The organism is Chenggangzhangella methanolivorans, assembly GCF_042648545.1.
GTDB lineage: Bacteria > Pseudomonadota > Alphaproteobacteria > Rhizobiales > Methylopilaceae > Methylopila > Methylopila methanolivorans.
In genome coordinates this window covers 954,306-977,571 of sequence record NZ_JBHRXS010000003.1, presented here as the reverse complement: position 1 = coordinate 977,571, position 23,266 = coordinate 954,306, and the positions used below count along the sequence as shown (strand labels likewise).

The 23,266-nt window shown below is 66.6% G+C and carries 18 protein-coding genes; 11 read left to right on the top strand and 7 right to left on the bottom strand.

The genetic code is table 11. The features are described from left to right. Positions 1 to 196: 196 nt before the first annotated feature. From ACFOWB_RS04925 to ACFOWB_RS04905, 5 genes are all read left to right on the top strand, one after another. Entirely contained in the window at positions 197 to 721 is a 525-nt protein-coding gene (locus ACFOWB_RS04925) for a hypothetical protein (RefSeq protein WP_261405558.1), read from the top strand. Next, positions 714 to 1,460, top strand: coding sequence for a TnsA endonuclease N-terminal domain-containing protein (locus ACFOWB_RS04920; protein WP_378145966.1), 747 nt, complete (start codon positions 714 to 716; stop codon positions 1,458 to 1,460). Before ACFOWB_RS04925 ends, ACFOWB_RS04920 begins: the two co-directional genes overlap by 8 nt. Before the next feature lie 61 nt (positions 1,461 to 1,521). Further along, a complete protein-coding gene (locus tag ACFOWB_RS04915) occupies positions 1,522 to 3,753 on the top strand; it encodes a hypothetical protein (protein WP_378145964.1) in 2,232 nt (743 codons plus the stop codon). Then, positions 3,746 to 4,741 (top strand): ATP-binding protein, encoded by a 996-nt coding sequence (locus ACFOWB_RS04910; protein ID WP_261405562.1) that lies wholly within the window; start codon positions 3,746 to 3,748, stop codon positions 4,739 to 4,741. Before ACFOWB_RS04915 ends, ACFOWB_RS04910 begins: the two co-directional genes overlap by 8 nt. A 19-nt stretch (positions 4,742 to 4,760) precedes the next feature. Then, the gene (locus tag ACFOWB_RS04905) at positions 4,761 to 7,196 is read left to right on the top strand and encodes a helix-turn-helix domain-containing protein (protein WP_378145962.1); all 2,436 of its coding nucleotides are present in this window, start codon (positions 4,761 to 4,763) and stop codon (positions 7,194 to 7,196) included. Between the two features lie 213 nt (positions 7,197 to 7,409). Here the strand turns inward: ACFOWB_RS04905 and gyrB are convergent, their stop codons facing one another. The 3 genes from gyrB to dnaN all read right to left on the bottom strand — a co-directional run bounded on the left by gyrB (position 7,410) and on the right by dnaN (position 12,521). Continuing rightward, the gene (gyrB, locus tag ACFOWB_RS04900; RefSeq protein WP_261405564.1) at positions 7,410 to 9,842 is read right to left on the bottom strand and encodes a DNA topoisomerase (ATP-hydrolyzing) subunit B; all 2,433 of its coding nucleotides are present in this window, start codon (positions 9,840 to 9,842) and stop codon (positions 7,410 to 7,412) included. Between the two features lie 251 nt (positions 9,843 to 10,093). Further along, on the bottom strand, positions 10,094 to 11,236 hold the full coding sequence (recF, locus tag ACFOWB_RS04895) for a DNA replication/repair protein RecF (RefSeq protein ID WP_261405565.1): 1,143 nt from the start codon (positions 11,234 to 11,236) through the stop codon (positions 10,094 to 10,096). Positions 11,237 to 11,402: 166 nt separating this feature from the next. Further along, complete coding sequence (dnaN, locus tag ACFOWB_RS04890; protein ID WP_261405566.1) at positions 11,403 to 12,521, bottom strand: DNA polymerase III subunit beta; 1,119 nt, start codon at positions 12,519 to 12,521, stop codon at positions 11,403 to 11,405. Between the two features lie 288 nt (positions 12,522 to 12,809). Here dnaN and ACFOWB_RS04885 point away from each other — a divergent pair, with 288 nt between their 5' ends. Continuing rightward, positions 12,810 to 13,598: a mechanosensitive ion channel family protein gene (locus ACFOWB_RS04885; protein WP_261405567.1), complete on the top strand. Its 789-nt coding sequence runs from the start codon at positions 12,810 to 12,812 to the stop codon at positions 13,596 to 13,598. Between the two features lie 239 nt (positions 13,599 to 13,837). Here ACFOWB_RS04885 and dnaA read toward each other — a convergent pair whose 3' ends face one another. The 4 genes from dnaA to ACFOWB_RS04865 form a co-directional block, all read right to left on the bottom strand. Next, positions 13,838 to 15,301, bottom strand: coding sequence for a chromosomal replication initiator protein DnaA (gene dnaA / locus ACFOWB_RS04880; RefSeq protein WP_261405568.1), 1,464 nt, complete (start codon positions 15,299 to 15,301; stop codon positions 13,838 to 13,840). A 79-nt stretch (positions 15,302 to 15,380) separates the two neighbouring features. Next, positions 15,381 to 15,821: a rhodanese-like domain-containing protein gene (locus ACFOWB_RS04875; protein ID WP_378145958.1), complete on the bottom strand. Its 441-nt coding sequence runs from the start codon at positions 15,819 to 15,821 to the stop codon at positions 15,381 to 15,383. 681 nt (positions 15,822 to 16,502) lie between these two features. Then, on the bottom strand, positions 16,503 to 16,769 hold the full coding sequence (rpsT, locus tag ACFOWB_RS04870) for a 30S ribosomal protein S20 (protein WP_261405569.1): 267 nt from the start codon (positions 16,767 to 16,769) through the stop codon (positions 16,503 to 16,505). A gap of 178 nt (positions 16,770 to 16,947) precedes the next feature. Next, entirely contained in the window at positions 16,948 to 18,309 is a 1,362-nt protein-coding gene (locus ACFOWB_RS04865) for an ActS/PrrB/RegB family redox-sensitive histidine kinase (RefSeq protein WP_378145954.1), read from the bottom strand. A gap of 137 nt (positions 18,310 to 18,446) precedes the next feature. On the opposite strand from ACFOWB_RS04865, the gene ACFOWB_RS04860 reads away from it, so the two are divergent. The 5 genes from ACFOWB_RS04860 (at position 18,447) to ACFOWB_RS04840 (ending at position 23,140) form a co-directional block, all read left to right on the top strand. Then, a complete protein-coding gene (locus ACFOWB_RS04860; RefSeq protein ID WP_378145952.1) occupies positions 18,447 to 20,402 on the top strand; it encodes a polyhydroxyalkanoate depolymerase in 1,956 nt (651 codons plus the stop codon). A gap of 363 nt (positions 20,403 to 20,765) precedes the next feature. Continuing rightward, on the top strand, positions 20,766 to 21,176 hold the full coding sequence (locus ACFOWB_RS04855; RefSeq protein ID WP_378145950.1) for a hypothetical protein: 411 nt from the start codon (positions 20,766 to 20,768) through the stop codon (positions 21,174 to 21,176). A 77-nt stretch (positions 21,177 to 21,253) separates the two neighbouring features. After that, complete coding sequence (locus ACFOWB_RS04850; RefSeq protein WP_261405573.1) at positions 21,254 to 22,015, top strand: metallophosphoesterase; 762 nt, start codon at positions 21,254 to 21,256, stop codon at positions 22,013 to 22,015. Between the two features lie 107 nt (positions 22,016 to 22,122). Beyond that, positions 22,123 to 22,476: a YidB family protein gene (locus tag ACFOWB_RS04845; RefSeq protein ID WP_261405574.1), complete on the top strand. Its 354-nt coding sequence runs from the start codon at positions 22,123 to 22,125 to the stop codon at positions 22,474 to 22,476. A gap of 139 nt (positions 22,477 to 22,615) precedes the next feature. Continuing rightward, complete coding sequence (locus ACFOWB_RS04840; RefSeq protein ID WP_261405575.1) at positions 22,616 to 23,140, top strand: hypothetical protein; 525 nt, start codon at positions 22,616 to 22,618, stop codon at positions 23,138 to 23,140. The last annotated feature ends 126 nt before the right edge of the window (positions 23,141 to 23,266 follow it).

Here is a 23,266-nt window from a genome sequence, read left to right as displayed (position 1 = left end):
CACTCTCAAAGAGGCTGCGGGTCGACCCGGACTTTCAATCCGTGCCGCCCGGACCGTTTACAACCTCGAAAGAGGGATTGGTCCATTTCACATCCTAGAGCTTAGCTCTTCCGACTGAACTTCACCGAACTCCCAATATGACCGCCGCAGCTGAGTCCGCTCTCTGCGACTGGAGACGTGCGCCAAGAGGGTCGCCATGTTGGACTACGCCAGGCCTCGCTTCGCAGGAGGCCTTTGCGAGCTCAAGGACGAGCACTTCGCCGCCGCCGAACTGGTCGCGGACCGGAGGGGACTCGAGGTTCAGATTGTCTGCGAGATCTCGCTCGCGGCCGAAGATCGCGTTCTCGTAATGCCTTGGATGCTGTGCGAGCGCGCCCCTTCCGGGCAGTTCTCTCTTCCCAGGATGACCGCTCCCGACATCATCGCCGCCGCATCGCTCGATCCTTCATCTCTCGTCGAGCTCCGGAAGCAGATGTCCTGGATCCGCTTGATCGATCTGCTCTGTGGTCCCGCTTTGCCGCAGAGGGAAACGTGCGCGGTGATCGAGGCCTTCAACAGGCTTCATGATCTTCCAACTGCCCCGTTTTCCCAGCTCGTCGCGCAACGCGCGCAGTGGCTTTCCGGCGGAGGCAGCCTGAAGGCGCTGATCGCACCGGCGATCCACTCTCTGAACTGGTCGTTCTCGTCCGGAGCATCCCTTCCGGAGGCGACCTGTGTTTAGCCCGCTCACGAAGAAGCAGTCCGAAAAGATCCTCGCGGCCTACGACGCCCGGATGGAGGTTCTCGAGAACGGGGAGCCCATACGCACCGTTTTCAACGGCCGCCGGAACCGACCCGTCAGCCTCTATCCGAGCGTCAAGTGCGATCGAATGATCGCCTCTGAATCCTATCTCGAGCGCCGCGCGATCCGATGGCTGGAGGTCGACAACGATGTCGTCAGCTACATGGATCAGCCTCACACGCTGCACTTCACCTTCAACGGGAAGCCGACGCGCTACACCCCGGACTTTGGGATCAAACGCAATCGCCGCAAGACCTACCTAGAGGTCAAGTATCGGCGCGATCTCTTCAAAATGGAGCCCGAAGAGCGAGGGCGCCTGAAGCGCGCGCGGGCGATCTACCGCAGCATCGGCTCCAACCTCGAATTCTTCACGGACCTCCGGCTCAAGGTCGCGTCGACCTGGCATGAGAACGCCGTCGAGCTCGAGAAGGCTCGCCGCCTCTCGCCGTCGCCCGCAGCTCTCACCTCTCTGATCGCGCATCTCGAGACCATCACGGAATCCAGCCTCCTGGACTGCGCTCGTGCGATGTCCGATCCCGATCTCGGCGCCGCCCGTGTGATGGCGCTGGCGCTCCGGCGGATCGTGCGCCTCCAGCTTGATCAGCCGCTCGGATCGCAGACGCTCGTCACGCTCGAAGACGGCTACCGCTCACGCATCAGGAGGTTGCGGTCAGCCTGATGAGCATCCTTCCCGCACGTCCCTCGCTCCCTGCCTCCCAGCCTTTCGAGAGCTTGCGCTGATGGCCGAGTTCAACCTCCGGATTACGCGCGGCGGCAGCGTGACGATCAACGAGCGCGAGTATTCCTTCACGCGCTTGCTCGACGACGGTCGCATGGTGTTCGAGGACGCCGAAAACGGCCGCATCAAGGTCCTGAGCGACGACGATTTCGTTTCGCTCTACGCCTCCGACCGGTTGAGCGTCAAAGACTGGAAGCGGTTGCCGGTCGCGCATAGCGACGTCGCGAATCGCGCGTTGGAGTCCCTTCCTCCCGAGGCGACTACCAAGGCTGAGTGGCGACACGCCTATTGCGTCGCCTTCGACGCGCGCCCGGGCCTTCTCAAGAACGAACCCTGTCTCACCGCCCTGATCGATGAGGTTGCCGCTGAGAAAGGGCACGCCAAGAAGCCCAACTGGAAAACACTTCTGACCTGGCTCCGCGAACGCGGCGCTCCAGGCAGGCGGCCTCTCAAGGCGATGCGCTCCTACGATGAGAAAAAGGGGCGGACACGCGGCATCGATGACGCCGTCGAAGAGATCATCCAGAACGCAATCAAGAGCGTCTACCTGAACCGGGCGCTGCTGCCGGCGACCGCCGTCTATGAAGCGGCATTCGGCGCGGTTGAAAAACGCAACCGCGAACTGATCGAAACCGCCGATCCGTCTGACAGGTCGCTGCAGGAGCTGCTGCTGCCTCACCCAGCGCGGTCGACGGTTTTCCGGCGGATCCAGGACTGCGACTACTACCGAACCATCCGCTCGAGGCACGGCTCGCGAGCCGCCGATCTTGAACTCAAGCCGCTCAAGGTCGCTCCCGAGGCGACGTATCCGCTCGAGCGCGTCCTCATCGATCACACCAAGCTCGACGGCTGGATGCTCTTCGACGAGGCCTCGGCCCTTCCATGCGGAGGACGTCCTTGGCTCACCATGGCGATCGACGCCTATTCACGATATCCGCTCGGATTCTACATCGGCTTCGAGCCGCCGAGCGTCTACTCGGTGATGATGTGCCTTCGTCAGGCTATCGCCCCGAAGGCCGAGCTCCTCAAGCAGGTGCCCGGCCTCGAGCAAGATTGGCTCGCCATGGGCACTCCGATGAAGCTCGTCGCTGACAACGCGAAGGAGATCGTCGGCATCTCGCTGCCCAGAGCGTGCGCCGAACTCGCGATCGAGCTCGAAACGTCGCCGGTCAAAACCCCCAAGCACAAGGGCATCATCGAGCGGTTCTTCGGGACGATGAACAAGCGCTTCGTGCACCGGCTGCCGGGAACGACCTATGGCAATCCGAAGCTCCTGAGAGACCTGGAGATCAATCCGCAGAACACCATGCGGATGTCCTTCGCCAAGTTCCAGTTTCTGTTTTTGAAATGGCTGCTCGGGGACTACTGCAAAAGCCGCAACCGCATGATTGGGACGACGCCGGAACGTCGCTGGATCGAAGGAACGGCGAAGCGGCGCATCGATATGCCCGAGCGGATCGGGGTGCTGAAGTCCATTCTCTCGCGGCACGGAACCGCAGCTCTGAACCGAAGCGGAGTCCGCTTTCAGAACCTCACCTTCCGCAGCGATGACACCATCCGCCGCATGTTGGCCGGGACAAAGAAGTCCAAAATCGACGTCGACTTCAGATTTGATCCCGCCGACCTAAGCGAGATGCATGTTCTTCTTAAGACTACGGGCGAATACCTCCCGCTGGTCTGCGATCAGAAGGATTACGCCAGGGGCCTTTCGCTCTGGCAGCACAAAATCATTCAATTGCAAAACCGCGACCGCGATCGTAAGTCCAAGAACTTTAAGGACCTTATGCTGACGCGGTCCGAGCTGATCGCTGAAACAGTTCAGGCGATCAAGGCCGGCGCTGCGAAGACGATCGACGCTCGCTTTCAGCGCCTCGGCGAGACCGGCAGCGTCATCGTCACGACGAAGCCGGCGCGCGGCCATCCGAGAAATGGCGCGGTGAGCACGAGCCGCATGATCGCGGTCGACGTGTCCGTGGAAGAGACGGTGGCCGAAACGCCTGCGGGAGACGCGCCCGTGCTCGAAGAGCCGAGCCGGAATTCTCCTCCGAAGAAACCTCGTTCGCAACGCAAAACGAAGGTCAAGACGGTCGTAGCCACGGTCGTAGAGCCGGAGCTCCCGCCGCTGACCGAGGAGCCGCACGTGACCGAGGTCGACGACGACGATGATGACGCGGCGTCTCTGATGGCCGCATCCCCTATGTCCGCAAAACAGGTAACGCGTAGCAATGCTTGATAACGTTCTGAAAGGCGCAGATTTCGATCATCTGGCCGACCTTCACGCCCAACGAATTCAGGCGGTGAAGGCGATCCGCATTAACACCGATCGTACGTCCGATCTCGTCAGCAAGATTCGGTTGTTCATGCGAAGCGCGACCGGCGGCGCTGAGTCGTCCTGCGCGTCTTTGACCGCTCCGACCCGCGGCGGCAAGACGACGATCATCAACACGTTCAGGGCTGCGTTCGAGCCGGAGCCTTCCTCAACTTCCGACCAGATGCCTATCGTCTATGTGGAAGTACCGAGCTCGGCGACCCCCAAGACCTTAGGTCGAGCGACGCTGGAGCGGCTGAAGGACATCAATCCGGACCGCGGTGACGGCGACTACAAGCGACTGCAGATCACCAAAGGCCTTCGGAAGCGCGGAACGCGCCTACTGATCTTCGATGAAATGCAGCGCCTTGTCGAAAGAGATCGCGGCAAGGTCTCCTATAAGGTCGCGGACTGGATCCAGGGCCTCATCAATGACAGCCAGGGCGAGTGCAGCTTCTTGCTCGTCGGAACGACCCGATCCCGACGCATCTATGAAGCGAACGGCCATCTGGTCGGTCGCAACGACTTCCATTTCGAGATCCAACCCTATAAGCGCGAAAGCGAAGATCCCGAAGATTGGAAGCGCTATCGAGCGTATCTGGCCCACTTCGATCAGCAGCTTCGCGATCATGCCGGCTTCGCCGTCAGCGACCTGCATAAGTCGGATCTCGCAAGGCGCATCCATGCCGCATCCCTCGGTTACCCCGGCGCGACCGCGAAGCTGATCCAGACAGCCGCCGTCGACTCGCTTCTCAACCGAGGTGGAGAGCGCCTTGATCTCGAAGCCTTCGCGACGGGGTTCGACCGCCTATGGCGCTATTCTGAGGCAGCGAAGATGAACCCCTTCTCGGCGTCTCGGTCTCCTCTCCCCGAGCAGGTGTGGCCTGAACCATGGGCAGATTCTCTTGATTGATCCGTGCACCTCGAAGGAGTTGCCCGACGCTGAAGCTCCTCAGCCCTTCATGTTCGTTATCGGGGAGCGCACGGCGCCAGACCGGGTGGTCCCTAAACCCGGGGAAAGCCTCGTCAGCATCCTGACGAGGCTTCTCCAGGCGTCCGGGCACGACAGCCTGACGGCTCTTTGCGGCCCGGTCGGACTGCCACAATTCGCCGTCTCCTCGCCAGCGCGATACGTGGAAGCGGCAAAGGACTTCGCCGAACTCTGCGGCTTGCCACTGCCGGAAATCGAGGGCCGAATGTACCTCGACGCGGGCAAGGAATCCGAGGAGCGGAATCTCCGTTCGGTCGGAGGCGTCGTCATCCGCGATCGGTTCCTATCGACCAACCGTCGGGCCATCTCACCCGAGTCGCTTCGAAAAGATCCCTATCATCGATCCGTGTGGGACATCGTCCCGCTCGGCTTTTGCCCTGAATCTCTCGAAGTCCTCGTCGAGAACTGCCCTGACCCCGACTGCGGCCGCCCGCTGCGCTGGGGCGGATCCTCCATGACCCATTGCATCCAGTGCGGTTTTGATCTCCGCACCGCACCGACAAGCCGGGTGAGCGCCGAGGAGGCGACCTATCTCGTCCCGCTGGCGCATCTCCTTTCTGGCATTCCGACGTTGGCCGATCCGGCGCTCCTGGGGCTTCCAGAGATTCTTGGGAAGATCCCCCCGGGCGAAATCCTTCACCTCGCTCTTATGCTCGGCCTCGCCGCGATGCCCGTACAATCGGGAGCTCTTCGCAAACAGATCATGCACGGTCACAGCAAGCAGACCGATATCAGCCTCCTGGCAGCCGGCATGAAGATTTTGTTCGGGTGGCCGCAATCTTTTTCACCGGTCGTCGACAATGTCCGCAGTCAGGCGATGCCCGTCAAAGGGCGGGACCCTCTGGGGATCGAGCTGGGAATTATCGCCGACTTGACGGATCCTGAAATCAGCGATCCGGCGGTATGCGATTTGGTTTCGGCCGCGCTCCACGACTACTACGATCGAAATCTCGATCGGCTCAAACACACCCCCTACCCCAGTGTGCTTTTGCGGTGGGCTCGGTCCACCATGTCAGCGCAGGAAGCAGCCGATGTTTTGGGCGCGACCGTGCAGCGTGTCGCCCGCCTCAAGGTCTATCCCGAACTGGTGCTGACCGGTGGCACCTCAGGGAAGCCGTTTGTTTTCCAGCGGTCAGCCGTTGAAGCGCTTAGGCAGGAGCAGACGGAAATCGTCTCCCTCACAGAACTCGCGCTCGAGGAGAAGATCGCCCCGAAGCTGCTCAGGGAGCTTGTCGACGCGGGCTTCATCTCGGTCGCGTCAGACCGAGCGTCAACGCTCTATCAGACGCCAGATATGCTGGTGAACCGTCAAAAGTGGCGCGAGCTGCGCAGCCGGATTGAAGCCATGCCTCGAGGAGTAGGCGGGCGAACGAGCGAGCTTCGGATCGCCTTAGCCCAGGCCGGCGGGACCGCCGAAGTGTGGATCGACGTGCTCAATCACCTTCTGAGCGGCCGGCTTCGGATTTTCGGTGTGAAGGAGGGCGTCGAGGCGGTCGGGAACCGTTGGGAGATAGATAAAGCGGAGGTGATGGCCTTCCTTAACAGCCAAGCGGTCGACGCGGATGTCCGCCCGCTCACGGAAGCCTGCAATGACATGGGCATCAAGCCGACCCCGGCAAATCACCTGGCGAAGCATGGACATATCGAAACCACCGTCGAAACTATCGGTGGATTCAAGTACCTTGTCAGCCGCGAGGCGATCGCCAGGTTCAAACGCGACTACATCCTGTCGACCGAACTCTCAGAATTATTCGCCATGACGCCGAAAGCAATCAAGGCTTGGCTTAATGAAGAGGGTGTCCACGAAATACAATACACGAAGTGGGATATCCCTCTTGTGTTCGTTCGGAAAGACGTCGACGCAGCGATCGCCCGTATCTCTGACGAGATCGGTCATGTTTCTGAGCAAGTGGCCGCTGGCAAGGTCGCTTGGATCAAATATCTTCATATACCCACGACCAGCACAGCTGCTGAGTTGAAAGCTGCAGCAGATAAGACTCATTTCGAAGCGAGAAAACGAAGCCTGCTGGCTATTGCTGATATTTTATCTGGACTGACCGTGCACGAAGTTGCCGAGCGCTACGGCGTTGCCGCCGAGACAATAATGAAAGTCTGGCTCCCCAATTACCGAAAACACGGTCTCTCGGTGGAGTCGACAAGGGTCACATCTTCAAAAAGCCTTTTGAGCGCCGAGCAAAGAGACGAGTTCGAAGTTTATGCAAGAAGACTAATACAGCGCATTCAAGAAGGCGAGCGCGGCATAACGCTTGCGACCCTTACAAAGTACGTCAATGACAAATTTGGAATCCAATATCATAAGGCGAGCATAAGGCAGCGGCTCAAATATGCCGGAATTGATTGGCCAAAACCAAAATAATTGCGCTCTAAACTAAACGTCTAGAAAGTATCGACCCCTGAGGTTGCTTTTCTGCAATAGAAAAAAGATCTCAGGGGTTTTCGTTCTGGGCGTCAAAAATTAACCACTTCTGAAAGTCTGTCTGTGTGGTTGAAGGAAATATATTTACGCTCTCGGCCGTTCTCATAGACTCGCTATATACGGCATAGACTCATTTATTCTGAAATTCGACACTCAGACGTCGAGATTGGCGACCTGGAGCGCGTTGTCCTGGATGAACTCGCGGCGCGGCTCGACGATGTCGCCCATCAGCTTGGTGAAGATGTCGTCGGCCTCGTCGGTCTCCTTGACGTGCACCTTGAGCAGCGTGCGGGCGTTGACGTCGAGCGTCGTCTCCCAGAGCTGCTCGGGGTTCATCTCGCCGAGACCCTTGTAGCGCTGGAGCGCCGAGACGCCCTTGCGGCCCGCCGCCAGCACGCCGTCGACCAGAGCGCTCGGCCCGTGGACCTGCGTCGCATCGTCCTTGCGAAGCAGCGTCGGGTTCTTGCCGAACACCTCCTGGAGGCCGGCGGCCTTCTCGTCGAGCTTCCTGGCGTCGGCGCTCGCGAGGAAGGCCGCGTCGATCGCCGCCGCCTCGCGCACGCCGCGCACGGTGCGGGCGAAGGTGAAGCCGTCGGGGCTCGCGAAGCCCTCCCAGCCGCGCTCGGTCTCCTCGGCGATGAGGTCGAGGCGGCGGGCGATGTAGGCCGCGGTCTCGTCGGCCTGGGCCTGGTCGAGCAGGATGTCGGGGCGCAGCGCGCCCGCGATCGCCGCCTGCTCGATGACGGGCCGGCGGTAGCGCGAATGAAGCTGACCGAGGACGCTCCGCACCGAGCGGGCCTGCTCGACCGCGGTCCGGAGGTCCAGCCCGGAGCGCGCCTCGCCGTTCGCGAGCTTCAGCGTCACGCCGTCGAGGCCCTGCTCGATCAGGTAGTCCTCGAGCGCGCGCTCGTCCTTGAGATACTGCTCGGAGCGCCCGCGCGTGACCTTGTAGAGCGGCGGCTGCGCGATGAAGACGTGGCCGCGCTCGAGCAGGGCGGGCATCTGGCGGTAGAAGAACGTCAGCAGCAGCGTGCGGATGTGGCTGCCGTCGACGTCGGCGTCCGTCATGATGATGATCTTGTGGTAGCGCAGCTTCTCGACGTTGAACTCGTCGCGGCCGATGCCGGTGCCGAGCGCCGTGATCAGCGTGCCGATCTCCTGGCTCGACAGCATCTTGTCGAAGCGCGCGCGCTCGACGTTCAAGATCTTGCCGCGCAGCGGCAAAACCGCCTGGAACTCGCGCGCGCGGCCCTGCTTGGCGGAGCCGCCGGCCGAGTCGCCCTCGACGATGAAGAGTTCGGACTTCGCCGGATCACGCTCCTGGCAGTCGGCGAGCTTGCCCGGCAGCGAGGCGATGTCGAGCGCCCCTTTTCGGCGCGTGAGCTCGCGCGCCTTGCGGGCGGCCTCGCGGGCGGCGGCGGCCTCGACCACCTTCTGCACGATGGTCCTGGCCTCGGCCGGATGCTCCTCAAACCAGCGGTTGAGCGCCTCGTTCACGAGGTTCTCGACCGCGGGACGCACTTCCGAGGAGACCAGCTTGTCCTTGGTCTGGGACGAGAACTTCGGGTCCGGCACCTTGACCGAGAGCACGCAGGTGAGCCCCTCGCGGGCGTCGTCGCCGGTGAGCTGGACCTTCTCCTTCTTGGCGATGCCGGAGGTCTCGGCGTAGCCGTTGACCTGCCGCGTCAGCGCCGCGCGGAAGCCCGCCAGATGCGTTCCGCCGTCGCGCTGCGGGATGTTGTTGGTGAAGCACAGCACGTTCTCGTGGTAGCTGTCGTTCCACCACATCGCGACCTCGACGCCGATGCCGTCCTTCTCCGAGCGCAGCACGATCGGGGTCTGGATCTGGGCCGACTTGGCGCGGTCGAGATAGCGCACGAAGGCCTCGACGCCGCCCTCGTAATAGAGCTCCTCGCGCCTCACGTCGGCGTGGCGCGCGTCGGTCAGCACGATCTTCACGCCCGAGTTCAAGAAGGCGAGTTCGCGCAGCCGGTGCTCGAGCGTGGCGTAGTCGAACTCGGTCACGCCCTTGAACGTGTCCATGCTGGGCGTGAACGTGACCTCGGTGCCGCGCTTGCCGTTCGAGGGGCCGGTCACCTCGAGCGGCGCATCCGCGACGCCGTGGGTGAACGACATCTCGTGGGCCTTGTCGTTCTGCCAGATGCGCAGGCGCAGCTTGACCGAGAGCGCGTTGACCACCGACACGCCGACGCCGTGCAGGCCGCCCGAGACCTTGTAGGAGTTCTGGTCGAACTTACCGCCGGCGTGCAGCTGGGTCATGATGACCTCGGCGGCCGAAATCCCCTCCTCGGTGTGGATGCCGGTCGGGATGCCGCGGCCGTTGTCGGTCACGGTGCAGGAGCCGTCGGGGTTCAGCGTGACCGTGACCTCGTCGGCCCAGCCCGCCAGCGCCTCGTCGATGCCGTTGTCGATGACCTCGTACACCATGTGATGCAGGCCCGAGCCGTCGTCGGTGTCGCCGATATACATGCCCGGCCGCTTGCGGACCGCGTCGAGACCCTTCAGCACGCGGATCGAATCCGCGCCGTAGTCCTCGGCGCCGCCGGTCGGGGGGATGTCGGACATGGTGGGGTCTCTCTCGTTCGGCCGCCCCCTCGTGGAGGGGAGCGCCCTGCGGGCGGCGAGCGTTCGCGTCAGCCCGCAGGAATCAGGCGAGTTCTCGTCATTCGATTGGTAGCGCGGATGGCCGCGAAAAGCGAGGTTCGGGCCCCGGCCGCCCACAAAGCCGCGCATGCGGAGACCCGCGGCTAAGCATTTGTCATATGGTGATTTTTCGCGCCGCGTCCAAGGCCCGTCCACAGGCCGGCGCGCAAGCCTCAAGAAACCGGGCGCGCGGCCCCGTCCGCGACCGCGAAAAGCCGCGCCCGGCCGCCGATTTCGGCGAAGCCCGCAGGGTCCGCGCCCGTCATCCAGACCTGCGCCGACAGCGCCTCGAGCGCCGAGAACAGCGCCTCGCGCCGGCTCGGATCGAGATGGGCCGCGACCTCGTCGAGCAGCACCACCGGGGCCCAGCCGTCGAGCCGCGCGACGAGCCGGGCGTGGGCGAGCACGAGGCCCACCAGCAGCGCCTTCTGCTCGCCGGTCGAGCATTTCTCCGCCGGCATGTCCTTGGGCCCATGGCGCACCAGCAGGTCGCTCAAATGCGCGCCCTCGAGCGTGCGGCCGGCGGCGCGGTCGCGTGGGCGGGCGCGGCCGAGGCGCTCGCGGTAGCGGTCCTCGACGGCGGACGCCGGATCGCGCGCGAGATCGGCCTCGAGCACGCCGTCGAGCGCGATGAGCGCGGCGGGGAACGGCGAGGCGGGATCGGCGGTCTCGGCGATGAGGCCGGAAAGCCGGCCGACCGTCTCGGCGCGCGCGGCCGCGACCGCGACGCCGAGCTCGGCGACCTCGCGCTCGACGGCGTCGAGCCAGCGGGCGTCGGCGCGGACGTCCTCGAGCAGGCGGTTGCGGCTGCGCAGCGCCCGCTCGAGCCCCGAGGCGCGGGCGGCGTGCTCGGGGTCGGCCGCCGTCACCAGCCGGTCGAGAAACCGCCTGCGGTCGCCCGCCGAGCCGCGGAACAGGCCGTCGAGGTCGGGCGTCAGCCAGACGAGCCGCAGATGCTCGGAAAACGCGCCCGCAGAGCCGACCGAGGCGCCGTCGATGCGGCAGCGCCGGCCCGCCTCGCTCCCGCCGCCCTCGACGCCGGTGCCGAGCCGCGCCGAGCCCGCCGCGCCCGTGACGTCGGCGGCCACCGCCCAGGCCCCGTCGCCGGGCGCGCGGGCGAGCTCGGCGTGCGCGGCGCGGCGCAGGCCCCGGCCGGGCGCGAGCAGCGAGACGGCTTCGAGGATGTTGGTCTTGCCCGCCCCGTTCGCGCCCACGAGCGCGACCGAGGCCTCGCCGCAGTCGAGATCGAGCGCCGGATAGGAGCGGAAGGCCGAGAGCTTCAGCCGCGTGACGGCGGTGCGGCGGGGCGGGGTCATTTGGGCGCGACGGCTGGGACCCCTTCTCCCGCTTGCGGGAGAAGGTGCGGATGAGGGGGCGTCGGATCACGGCGTCCTTCCGGACAGGCCCTCACCCTTACCCTCTCCCGCAAGCGGGAGAGGGGGTCGGCAAGCGCCGCGCCCGATCGGCCGGGATCGTTTCGCCTCACACCCGCATCGGCATCAGCACGTAGAGCGCCGGCGCGTCGTCGCGGTCCTGGACGAGCGTCGGCGAACCGGGATCGGCGAGGCGGATCAGCGCCGTGTCGCCCTCGAGCTGGCTCGCGATGTCGAGCAGGTAGCGGGAGTTGAAGCCGATATCGAGCGGATCGCTGTCGTAGTCGACCTCGATCTCCTCGGTGGCGTTGCCCGAATCCGGGTTCGTCACCGTCAGCACCAGCTTGCGGTCGGCGAGCGACAGCTTCACGGCGCGCCCGCGCTCCGACGAGATCGTCGAGACGCGGTCGACGGCGCTCGCGAACTCCGCGCGGTCGACGGTGAGGCGCTTGTCGTTGCCCGTCGGGATGACGCGGTTGTAGTCCGGGAAGGTGCCGTCGATCAGCTTCGAGGTCAGCACCGCCTGGCCGAAGGAGACGCGGATCTTGGTGGCCGAGAGCTCGACCGCCACCAGGCCTTCGGGATCCTCGACGAGGCGCTGGATCTCCGAGACGGTCTTGCGGGGCACGATCACGCCCGGCATGCCCTTGGCGCCGGACGGCGCCGCGAGCTCGACGCGGGCCAGCCGATGGCCGTCGGTCGCCACCGCCCGGAGCGTCGCGCCGCCCGGCAGGTCCGCGACATGCAGATAGATGCCGTTGAGATAATAGCGCGTCTCCTCGGTCGAGATCGCGAACTGGGTCTTGTCGATGAGGCGGCGGAGATCCGCCGCTCCGATCTCGAAGCGCACCGGCAGCTCGCCGGCGGCGAGGTCGGGGAAGTCGCTGTCGGGCAGCGTCTGCAGCGTGAAGCGCGAACGGCCGGCGCGGATCGTCAGCTGGCCGCGTTCGCCCGTCATCTCGAGCGCGACCTGGCTGCCGTCGGGGAGCTTGCGGACGATGTCGTAGAAAGTGTGGGCCGGCACCGTGGTGGCGCCGCCCTGCGCGACCTCGGCCGCGACGCGCTCGACGATCTCGAGGTCGAGGTCGGTCGCCTGCAGCTTGAGGCCGCCGTCGCCTGCGCGCAGCAGCACGTTGGCGAGAATCGGGATCGTGTTGCGCCGCTCGACGACGCGATGGACATGGGCGAGAGCCTTCAACAGGGCCGCTCGCTCGAGGGTCACGCGCATGTTCGTCCCGCTCCGTAGAGGCGTGGCCGTCCGGCGCGTCTTGGGCGACGTCGCTTTCGGCCGCAGGTGCGATGGGGATCGCCTAGGGACTGCGGACATTGCCCCAGCGGACCGGCGTTAGGCAAGGGCGCGCGCGGCTCCGTCGCGCCCGGCCACGCGCGGATTGACGCGGCGGGGCCTGACAAGCCGGCGACAGCGCCTAGGTTTAGACCTTCGCCCAACGCCTGGCCGACCCGACGCGCTCGATCCTTCGCGCGATCGCGGGGCCGCATCGCGAAAGGAGACTCGATGCCTCAAATCCCGATCGACTTCACGTTCCTCACCAATCTCGTCGTGGTCTACGGCATGAACGTCCTGGGCGCGCTGCTGCTCGCCTTCGTCGGCTTCTGGGTCGCCAACCTCGCCTCGGCCGGCGTCTATCGCGGCCTGATGGCGTCGAAGCGCATGGACGTCACCGTCGCGAGCTTCCTGTCGAGCCTGACGCGCTACGGGCTGCTCGCCGTCGTGCTGATCGCGATGCTGCAGCTCGTCGGCATCCAGGCCACGAGCCTGCTCGCGGTGCTGGGCGCGGCCTCGCTCGCCATCGGCCTCGCGCTGCAGGGCACGCTTTCCAACATGGCGGCCGGCGTGATGATGCTGCTGTTCCGCCCGTTCCGGGTCGGCGACCAGATCGAGGTCGCGGGCAAGGCCGGCGTCGTGAAGGAGCTCAGCCTGTTCTTCACCGAGCTCGCGACGCCCGAAAACGTGAAGATCCTGATCCCGAACGCCTCCGTCTGGGGAACCGCGCTCGTGAACTACTCGGCCTATCCGACGCGGCGCGTCGAGACGACGGTGAGCGCCGTCAACGGCGACGCCGACGCCACGATGGCGGACCTTGCGAGCTTCCTCGAGCAGAACCCGCGCGCGCTCGCCGCGCCCGCGCCGCTCATCACCAAGACCGGCTATGGCGACGCGATCGAGCTCAGCGTGCGCGCCTGGGCGCCGGCCAACGACACCACCGCGCTCAAATACGAGATCGACCGCTTCGTGACCCAGCGCCGCGCGGCGCGCGAGGCCGCCTCGCAGGCGGCGGAGTAAACGGAGTTGGGCGGCGGGGCGACGAACGCGCCCTGCCTGGCCGTCAAGCGCCGGAACCGCAAACGGTCATCCCGGGCTTGTCCCGGGATCCATGAACGCCGGCGTCGCGCACTATTTGCGCCGCGTCTCGGTTCTGGATCCCGGCTCAAGGCCGGGATGACGGACGGAGGTTCGGGCGCTCCGGCTTGCACGGGCGGCCCGCATGCTCGAGCGCCGGGCTTGCCCGGGCGCTCGAACCCTCACTCCATCAGCATGCGGGTCAGCAGCTCGAGCTCGTCCTTCAGCGCGCCGTCGGTCTTCACGAGCTCGGTGATCTTGCGCACCGCGTGCAGCACCGTGGTGTGGTCGCGCCCGCCGAAGCGCCGGCCGATCTCGGGGAGCGAGCGCAGCGTCAGCACCTTCGACAGATACATCGCGACCTGGCGCGGACGCACCACGTTCTGGGTGCGGCGCGACGACAGCACGTCGGCGCGGCTCACCTGGTAGTGCTTGGCGACGATGCGCTGGATGTCCTCGATCTTGACCCGCTTCGGCTCGACCTGACGGATGAGGTCGCGCAGCGCGGTCTCGGCCATCTCGACCGTGATTGTCGAGCCGGTGAGGGTGTTGTGCGCGAGCAGGCGGTTCACCGCGCCGTCGAGGTCGCGGCCGTTCGCCGTCACGGTGCGGGCCACATAGGCGATCACGTCCTCGGGCACGTCGAAGCGCGAGTGGACGGCCTTGGCGGCGGAGATCCGCACGCTCAGGATCTTGGCGCGCAGCTCCTCGTCGAGCGCCCCGAGTTCGAGCGTCAGGCCGCCGGCGAGGCGCGAGCGCAGGCGCTCGTCGACGCCCTCGAGCTCGGCCGGGGGACGGTCGGCCGCCACGATCACCTGCTGGCCGCCGTCGAGCAGCGCGTTCAGCGTGTGGCCGAACTCCTGCTGCACGGTCTTGCCCTGCAGGAACTGGAGGTCGTCGATCACCAGCAGGTCGATGGCTCGCAGCTTCTCCTTGAACGACAGCGCCGTCTGGGCTTTGAGCGCCGCGACGAAGTCGAACATGAATTTTTCGGCCGTGAGATAGAGCACGCGCCGGCCCGAGGCCTCGACCGCGTGGGCGGTCGCCTGGAGCAGGTGGCTCTTGCCGAGGCCGACGCTCGCATGGATCACCAGCGGGTTGAACTGCACCGCGTCGCCCGGACGGGCGTCGGCGATCTGGCGCGCGGCGGCGTAGGCGAGCGCGTTCGAACGGCCGGCCAGAAAGGTCTCGAAGGTGAGGCGCCGGTCGAGCGGCGAGCCCTGCAGGCGATTGGGATCGACCCGCGGCGACAGCGGGAAGGGCGTCACCGACCGCGTTTCGGGTTGCTCGACCGGGGCCGGCGCGACGACGACGTCGCGGCTCGGGGCCGCGAGCTTGGCGGCGGCGCTGCGCACCGAGATCGCCACGCGGCCGACATCGGGCTCATGCTCGGCGAAGAGCGCGGCAATCCGCTCGGCGTAATGCGCCTGGATCCAGGTCTTCAGGAACCGGGTCGGGACGCTCAGATGCGCGACGCCGTCCTCGAGCCGCTCGAGCGCGACGCCCTTGAACCAGCTCGTGAAGACGTCCTCGCCATATTCCTCGCGCAGGCGACCGGCGATCGGGCGCCAGGCGGCGTCGGTCGCGTCGGAGGCGCGGGTCTCGGAGACGGCGGTCCTGGAAAATGCGGACGGCGCAGGGAGCATCGAATCTCTCCGGAAAACGTCGAAATGAGGATTGGACGGTCGAGGCGAAAAGGAAGGACGACGGCGCGTCAGGGCGGCTTCAGGACTGCATCCAGGGCAGCCCGTCGGCTTTCCAGCCGGCGGTCGAGCCGCGGCGCCGCGCGCCGTCGAGCGGCCCTTCGAAGCCGCCCAGAACGTTGAAGCACTGCGTGAAGCCCCGCGCCGCCATCGCGGCGGCGGCCGCCTGGCTGCGCGCGCCGCTGCGGCACAGAAAGAACACCGGAGCGTCCTCGCCGGCGCCGGCGGCTTCGAGCGCCGCCGCCACCTTGTCGGCGAAGCCCGGATCGACCTGCATCGTCGGGTAGCTCTGCCATTCCTGGAAGATGGGGCGCTTGGCCAGCGTCCCAAGGTCGGCGACGCCGACGAAAGACCATTCGGCGACGGTGCGCACGTCCACGAGGGCGGCGCGGCCGTCGGCCTTGAGAGAGTCCCACGCGTCGGAGGGAGAGACGTCTCCGGCATAGGGAAGAAAATGAGACATGCGCCCGCTATCGTCGGCCGTTACGGCCGACGCCCCAACTGCAAGATCTTGTTTGGATTTCCGAACCGCCCGCCCTGGCGGTTTACTCAAAGACGCTTGAAGACAAGCGCCTCCTGATCCCGACATCACCCGCGAGAGCGGCGCCGGGAAGTCTCAGACACCCATTGCGATTATTTAAGGAAGACCGGCTCGACGATATCTTTAGTTAAAGATTAGTTCCGCCGTCTCCATGAGCTGAAAGATACACAGGGGATTTTGGGGACGCAATGGCCGTCCGGAAACGAATCGGTCAGGCCCGTTCCGCAACTGCGTAGGGGCCCAAGGGGCGACTCCCCTAAACATCCTCGATAGCCAGCAAAATCATTGCTGCGCCGTGATCGACTCGGTCCGTGAATCTTTCGCCACATTTTTCATGGTCGCGTCGCGAAGCAGGCCCGCGGACCCCCGGATTCAAACCTCCCCGGCGTGTCCTAGTCCTAACAATTTGAATCATAAGCTATTTTTCTGCCCGCCGACGGCGCCCAGACTCGCATGAGTTGCGATTCAGCCGAATATGCGAGTCAAGACGGAATCTGCGTACGCATTAACCCTTAGGACGCCGTCATTTAGCGGACTTAAACGACAAAACCCGGCGCGCGGCCGGGTTTTGCAACGTCAAATTGTCGTCGTCTAAGTGTCGCGTCAGGCCGAGAGAGCCTTCACGCGCGCGGCGAGCCGCGAGACCTTCCGGGAGGCCGTGTTCTTGTGCAGCACGCCCTTCTGGGCGGCGCGCATGATCTCCGGCTCGGCGGCCTTGAGCGCCGCGCGGGCGTCGTCCTGGCTGCCGGAGGCGAGCGCCTCCTCGACCTTGCGGAGATAGGTGCGCATCCGGCTGCGGCGGGCGCCGTTGACGACGGTGCGGCGGGCGATCTTGCGGGCGGCCTTCTTGGCCGAGGGCGTATTGGCCATTGCGAAACGGTCCTTCGAGACGTTCGCCGTCCCGCGGGGCCTCGCTAGGAGGCCCGCCTGGGGCGGATGCGCGGAAGCGCGAAAACGTAAGCGGCGGGCCGAGGGGCCCGCCGCGATTGGGCGTCTCGTATCAACAGACGCGCGAAGCGTCAATTCTTTCGGGCGCGGCTCAGACGTTTCAGGCGGAGTCGGGCGCGGCGGCGGCGCTCGCCGGGCGTCCGGCCCCGCCTGCAAGGCGCGCGGCGGCCGCGTCGAAGCGCTCGATCGGCCAGACGACCGTCACGCGCGCGCCCGTCGCCGGGGCCGCCCGGTTGCCGAGCGAGAGCCGCGCGCCGGAGCGCTCGAGCAGGGTCTTGGCGATGAAGAAGCCGAGGCCCAGTCCCCCGCCCTCCATCGTGGCCGGCCGGTCGGCTTCGCGGCGCGACATATAGGGCTCGCCGAGCCGCGCCATCACGTCGGAGGCGAAGCCCGGCCCGTCGTCCTCGACCGTGATCTCGACCTGGGCCTGGCTCCAGCGCGCCGTGATCTCGACGCGCGCGCTTGCGAAGTCGACCGCGTTCTCGACGATGTTGCCAAGGCCATAAAGAACGCTCGGATTGCGCCGCCAGCGCGGCTCCGGCCCCTCGCCGCGGAACGTCACCGCAAGCTCCACGCCGAAATTGCGATGGGGCGCCACCACGTCTTCGATGAGATGGGCCATCTCCATGCTGTCGAAGGGCGCGCCCTCCTCGTCGAGCGAGGTCAGCTTCTTCAGGATGTCGCGGCAGCGCGCCACCTGCTCGCGCAGGAGCGTCATGTCCTCGTCGTGGGGGCCCGGCACCAGCGCGCGCTCGAGCTCCTTGGCCACGAGCGCGATGGTGGCGAGCGGCGTGCCGAGCTCGTGGGCGGCGGCGGCCGCCAGGCCGTCGAGGGCCGACAGATGCTGCTCGCGCGCGAGCACGATCTCGGTCGCGGCGAGCGCCTGGGAGAGCGCGCGGCTCTCCTCCGACACCCGCCAGGCGTAGGTCCCGATGAACGCCATCGCGAGCATGAGCGCGATCCAGATGCCCGCCACATAGAGAAACGGCATCTCGATCGGGTCGCCGCCCGGCCAGGGCAGCGGCAGGTGGAAGAAGCCGAGAAGCGTCGCGCAGGCGGCCGCCGCCAGCGCGAGCGTGGCCGTGGTGAAGGGCGGCAGCGCGGTCGCCGAGATCATCACCGGCGCGAGGAACAGGATCGCGAACGGGTTTTCGAGCCCCCCGGTGAGAAACAGCAGCGCCGCGAGCTGAACGACGTCGTAGCCGAGCAGCAGCGCGGCCGGCAGGCCGCGCAGGCGATGGGTCACGGGAAATACGAGCCGGAGGCCGATGTTGAGCGCCGCCGAGGCGCCGATCGCCAGCAGGCACGGCACGACCGGCAGCACGAAGCCGAAGCCGAAATGCACCCCAAGCACCGCGAACGACTGGCCGATGACCGCGAGCCACCTGAGGCGGATCAGCGTGTCGAGCCTTAAGTCGGGATAGGCGACGAGGCGGTCGGCGTGGGCGGCGGGGTTCGGCATGAGCGCGACTTTATCCGGCCGCGGGTCCCGCGCGAAGCCGCCCGTCGAACGGCCCCCCACGGAAGGACCCATTGACGGATGAGGCGATAAAGAGAATCGTCAGCCTATCCCGCAGCGCAACATGGCTCGAGGGTTGAATGGCGCGTGACAAGAAGACGGCCGGCATCGGCGAATTCGGCGGCGCCCCGGAAGGCGCCGACTGGGGCGGCTCCGCCACCACCATGCCGCTCTACTGGATGTTCGAGGCGGCGCAGGCCTCCCTCGGCCCCGCCCGCGCGCTCGCCGACGCCTACCGGATCTATTTCAAGAATCCGGTCAACCCGGCCTCGCACACCGAATGGGGCCGCAAGATCGGCGCGATGTGCGAGATGTTCGAGCGCGCGACGCGGCGCTACGGCAAGCCCGAATTCGGCATCGCCACGACGCCGGTGCGCGGCCAGCGCGTCGCCGTCACGGAAAAGGTGGTGTGGAGCCGCCCGTTCTGCGACCTGATCCGCTTCGAGCGCGACCTGCCGCCGGGCGCGAAGCCCCAGCCGAAGCTTCTCATCGTCGCGCCGATGTCGGGGCATTATGCGACTCTGCTGCGCGGCACGGTCGAGGCCATGCTGCCCGACCACGACGTCTACGTCACCGACTGGACCGACGCCCGCCTGGTGCCGCTCTCCGAGGGCGCGTTCGATCTCGACGACTACATCGACTACCTGATCTCGATCTTCCATTTCCTGAAGGGCGAGTGCCACGCCATGGCGGTGTGCCAGCCGGCGGTGCCGGTGCTGGCCGCGGTCGCCCGCATGGAGGCCGAGGGCGATCATTACAGCCCGCGCTCCATGACGCTGATGGGCGGGCCGATCGACACCCGCGAGAACCCGACCGCCGTGAACGAGCTCGCGATCGATCGCGGCACCGAATATTTCCAGCGCAACGTCGTCACGGTGGTTCCCTGGCCCCATCCCGGCGTCGGCCGGCAGGTCTATCCAGGCTTCCTGCAGCTCACCGGCTTCGTGAGCATGAACCTCGACCGCCACATGTCGGCCCACTACGAGTTCTTCAACCATCTCGTCGACGGCGACGGCGACTCCGCGGAGAAGCACCGCGAGTTCTATGACGAGTACATGGCCGTCATGGACCTCTCGGCCGAGTTCTACCTGCAGACCGTCGACACGGTGTTCGTCCGCCAGGCGCTGCCCAAAGGCGAGATGACCCATCGCGGCAAGCCGGTGGACTGCTCCAAGATCACCCATTGCGCGCTGATGACGGTCGAGGGCGAGCGCGACGACATTTCGGGCGTCGGCCAGACCAAGGCCGCGCACAAGCTGTGCTCGGGCCTCTCCGACGAGAAGCGCGTGCATTACCTGCAGGAGCGCGTCGGCCATTACGGCGTGTTCAACGGCTCGCGCTTCCGCTCCGAGATCGCGCCGCGCATCCGCGACTTCATCCTGTCGAACGAGCCGCGCGCGGCCAAGCCCGCCGCAAAGGCCGCCGAACCGCAGGCCGCGAAGGCCGACCCGGCGCCGGCCCTGCGGCCGAAGGAGAGCGAAGGCGTCGCTTCGGCCGAAGAGGTTCCGGCGGTCGCCCCGATCGTGACCGGCGAGCCGGCGACTGCGCCCGCCAATTCTCCTGCCCCTGCCAAGACTCCTGCCCCCGCCAAGGCGGCGGCGCCCGAACCGGCTGCCGCGAAGACGCCGGCGCCCGAGGTCGCCAAGACGCCGGCTCCGAAGTCCGCGGCGCCCAAGGCTGCTGCGAAGAAGGCTGCTGCGAAGAAGCCTGCCGCGACGAAGGCCGCGATTGCTCGGACGGCGAAGGCGCCGGCCGTCGCGGAGGCGAAGGCGGCGGCGCCCAAGGCTGCTCCGCCCAAGCCCGCTGCGTCCAAGTCCGCTGCGTCCAAGCCTGCGGCGTCCAAGGCGGCGGCGCCCAAACCTGCCGCGCCTGCGGCGGCCTCGACGTCTGCCCCCGAGACCTCGGCGCAGGCCGCGCCTGCGGCTGCCGCCTCGAAGGAGCCCGCCAAGGCGCCGGCGACCTCCGCCGCGGCCAAGCCCGCCGCGCCGGCGCGCACCGCCAAGCCAGCCTCGAACGGAGCCGCCAAGCCGGCCTGACCACGCTCGGGGCGCCTCAGATCGGACGACCGCTCGCGGGCCGCGCCAGGACGGCGCGGCGCCGACTGGACGCGCGGGCGCGTCGGGCGGCTTTCAGCCGTACGGCCTGACAGGGACCCGACAGCCTGCAGTTTCGACAGGTCGCGCGGCGTTCGGCCAGCGATGTCCCGGGCTGTTTTGAACCGTTCGAAGATCGCGGCGCCCGCCGCGAAGACCGGCGCGGCGCCAGGTCGCAGACCGTTGCTGTTTATTTGTTTCTTATTAGTTCAAGGTCAGCTAAGTGACGTCAATGCGATAGACGTCAAACATCGCTTGATTCCGACGATGTAGCGGCTCGCTTCTTATTATTATTGGGAGAAGATCATGACTTACCGGTTCGCCGCCGCCGCCGCGCTCGTCGCCGCTGCGTTCGTCGCCACTCCTGCGCTCGCCCAGACCAAGATGACGGGCGAGGAAGTCATCAAGACGATCGACGCCGACAATGACGGCACGCTCGACATCGCCGAGGTCATCCATGCCGGCTCGAAGCTGTTCGCCGAGATCAACCCGGACGGCGACACCACGCTCGAGAGCAAGGAGACCGAGGGTCGCCTGACCAAGAAGGACTGGAAGAAGGCCAACAAGGACGGCGACGACACCCTCGAGATGGACGAGTGGCTGTCGATCCTGCGCGCCCGCTTCAAGGCGGCCAACCCCGACAACGACGGCACGCTCGACGCCAAGGAGCTCGACACCGCCGCCGGCCAGAAGGTCGTGGTCATGATCGTGAAGTGACCCTGGTCGCTTCCTGAATCCGGGAAGGTCCGCGCTCCGGCGCGGACCTTTTTTCGTTTTCGTGGCATTCAGCCCCGATGGCTGCGATCTACCTCCCCCGCTCCGACTGGCGCCCTGCGATCCGGACCCTGCCTCCCGGCGAGGCGGTGGCGGCCGTGGGCGACGTCCATGGCCATGACGACCTGTTCGAGGCCCTCATGGGCGCGCTCGCCGAGGAGCTCGCGGGCGCCGACCGCGCGACCTTCGTCCAGCTCGGCGACCTCGTGGACCGCGGCCCCGCGAGCCGCCGGGCGCTGCTCCGCGCCAAAGCCGGGATGACGGCCCTGCTGCCGGCTGCGGCCTCGGTGACGCTGACGGGCAATCACGAGGACCGGATGCTGAGCGCAGCCTCGGGCGATCCGGAGGCGCGCGACGCCTGGCTCGACTTCGGCGGCCGCGAGACGCTCCTGAGCTTCGGCGTCTCCGCCGACGACGCCGACTGGCCCAGGCGCCTGCGCGAGGCGCTCGAACGCGACGGGCTCATCGACTGGCTGTCGGGCCTGCCGACGAGCTTCCGGCTCGCAGATCTGTTCTTCGTCCATGCGGGGCTCGATCCCGAGACGCCGCTCGCGCGCCAGCAGGACCGCACGCTGATGTGGACGCGCTGGCCCTTCCTCGACAGCCCCGGCCCCTATCCAGAGGGCGTCGCGGTCATCCATGGGCACACGCCGACCGCGCCGGTCGACCTTCGCCATCCCCATCGCCTCAACCTCGACACGGGCGCGTTTCGCACCGGGATCCTGTCCGGGCTCGTCATCGCGGGCGATCGCATGCGGCTCGTCCAGGCGGCGCGGGCCTGAGCCGCCGCTTGCCATCGCGCGTCAAGGCTTTCTTAATTACGGCTCCGCCGCGGGATTGTCGCGCGGGAGCCGTAAAAGCACGTCTTCATTTCCGAAGGAAAACCGGCATGGGACTGTTCGACTCCATCAAGGGCTCGCTCGGCGACACCATCGCCCAGGCCGGGGCGGCGGCGCTTCCGGGACTGCTGGAGCGCGTGTTCCCGAACGGCATGCAGGGCGTGCTCGACCAGCTCCAGAGCTCGGGCTACGGCCAGCAGGTGAAGTCGTGGCTCGGCCGCGGCGAGAACGAGCCGATCACGGTCGAGGACCTGCGCAGCGCGCTCGACAACGAACAGGTGCGCGCGATCGCCGCCAAGCTCGGCGTGCCCGTCGACACCGCGCTCGAACTGCTCGCCGGACAGCTTCCCCAGACGGTCGACCAGCAGAGCCCCGAGGGCGAGCTCAAGCCGCCGGCGGCCTGAGGGCCTGCGAAGGCGCCGTGGCCGGCGACTTCCGCCGACCTATAGTCGATCTGATACGAATTCCGCGGCGGCCCGAGCGAGGCCTCGCCGCGGTCTCCCAGCGGCCGAAACCGGCCGCCCGCCAGAAGGACGATGTCGCATGTTCCGCTCGTTAAGCCTCTGCTCGGCGATCGCGCTCGCCGCGGCCCTGAGCCTTCCCAGCGCGCCGGCCCAGGCACTCACCATGAAGGAATGCAGCGCCAAATATCAGGACGCCAAGGCCAAGGACGCCCTCAAGGGCATGAAGTGGAACGACTTCCGCAAGGCCGAATGCGCCGACGACGACGCCTCGGAGGCCGACGCCGCAGCCGCCGAGAAGGAGGTCGAGGCCAAGCCCGCCTCGACCGCCGCCAAGCCCAATCCCTCGACCACGACGACCGCGCCCAACGGCACGCCCGCCCCGAAGGCGACGTCGGCCGCCAAGCCCGCGGCCGGCGGCAAGCTGTCGTTCCCGACCTCGGTCTCCGACAAATATTCCACCGAGACGCCCGGCAAGGCGCGGATGCACACCTGCCTCGACCAGTACCGCGCCAACAAGGAGGCCGGCGTCGAGCAGCCGAACTGGATCGCCAAGGGCGGCGGCTACTACTCGCAGTGCAACGCCAAGCTCAAGGAAGGCGCCTGAGCCAGGCGACGCGGCGTCGGCGGCCGGCGGGGAGCCCGTTCGGCCGGCGGCCCGCGAGCGGCTCCGGGGGCTTTCGAGCGGCCTGGAGCGGCTGGTCCAAAGGAGCGCAGCTCCGCTCCAGGCCGT

Bases quoted from the DNA above. Each gene is read 5' to 3' on its own strand.
- ACFOWB_RS04925 (WP_261405558.1), top strand. From the start codon at position 197: ATGTTGGACTACGCCAGGCCTCGCTTCGCAGGAGGCCTTTGCGAGCTC.
- ACFOWB_RS04915 (WP_378145964.1), top strand. From the start codon at position 1,522: ATGGCCGAGTTCAACCTCCGGATTACGCGCGGCGGCAGCGTGACGATC.
- ACFOWB_RS04910 (WP_261405562.1), top strand. From the start codon at position 3,746: ATGCTTGATAACGTTCTGAAAGGCGCAGATTTCGATCATCTGGCCGAC.
- gyrB (WP_261405564.1), bottom strand. From the start codon at position 9,842: ATGTCCGACATCCCCCCGACCGGCGGCGCCGAGGACTACGGCGCGGAT.
- recF (WP_261405565.1), bottom strand. From the start codon at position 11,236: ATGACCCCGCCCCGCCGCACCGCCGTCACGCGGCTGAAGCTCTCGGCC.
- dnaN (WP_261405566.1), bottom strand. From the start codon at position 12,521: ATGCGCGTGACCCTCGAGCGAGCGGCCCTGTTGAAGGCTCTCGCCCAT.
- ACFOWB_RS04885 (WP_261405567.1), top strand. From the start codon at position 12,810: ATGCCTCAAATCCCGATCGACTTCACGTTCCTCACCAATCTCGTCGTG.
- dnaA (WP_261405568.1), bottom strand. From the start codon at position 15,301: ATGCTCCCTGCGCCGTCCGCATTTTCCAGGACCGCCGTCTCCGAGACC.
- ACFOWB_RS04875 (WP_378145958.1), bottom strand. From the start codon at position 15,821: ATGTCTCATTTTCTTCCCTATGCCGGAGACGTCTCTCCCTCCGACGCG.
- rpsT (WP_261405569.1), bottom strand. From the start codon at position 16,769: ATGGCCAATACGCCCTCGGCCAAGAAGGCCGCCCGCAAGATCGCCCGC.
- ACFOWB_RS04865 (WP_378145954.1), bottom strand. From the start codon at position 18,309: ATGCCGAACCCCGCCGCCCACGCCGACCGCCTCGTCGCCTATCCCGAC.
- ACFOWB_RS04860 (WP_378145952.1), top strand. From the start codon at position 18,447: ATGGCGCGTGACAAGAAGACGGCCGGCATCGGCGAATTCGGCGGCGCC.
- ACFOWB_RS04855 (WP_378145950.1), top strand. From the start codon at position 20,766: ATGACTTACCGGTTCGCCGCCGCCGCCGCGCTCGTCGCCGCTGCGTTC.
- ACFOWB_RS04850 (WP_261405573.1), top strand. From the start codon at position 21,254: ATGGCTGCGATCTACCTCCCCCGCTCCGACTGGCGCCCTGCGATCCGG.
- ACFOWB_RS04845 (WP_261405574.1), top strand. From the start codon at position 22,123: ATGGGACTGTTCGACTCCATCAAGGGCTCGCTCGGCGACACCATCGCC.
- ACFOWB_RS04840 (WP_261405575.1), top strand. From the start codon at position 22,616: ATGTTCCGCTCGTTAAGCCTCTGCTCGGCGATCGCGCTCGCCGCGGCC.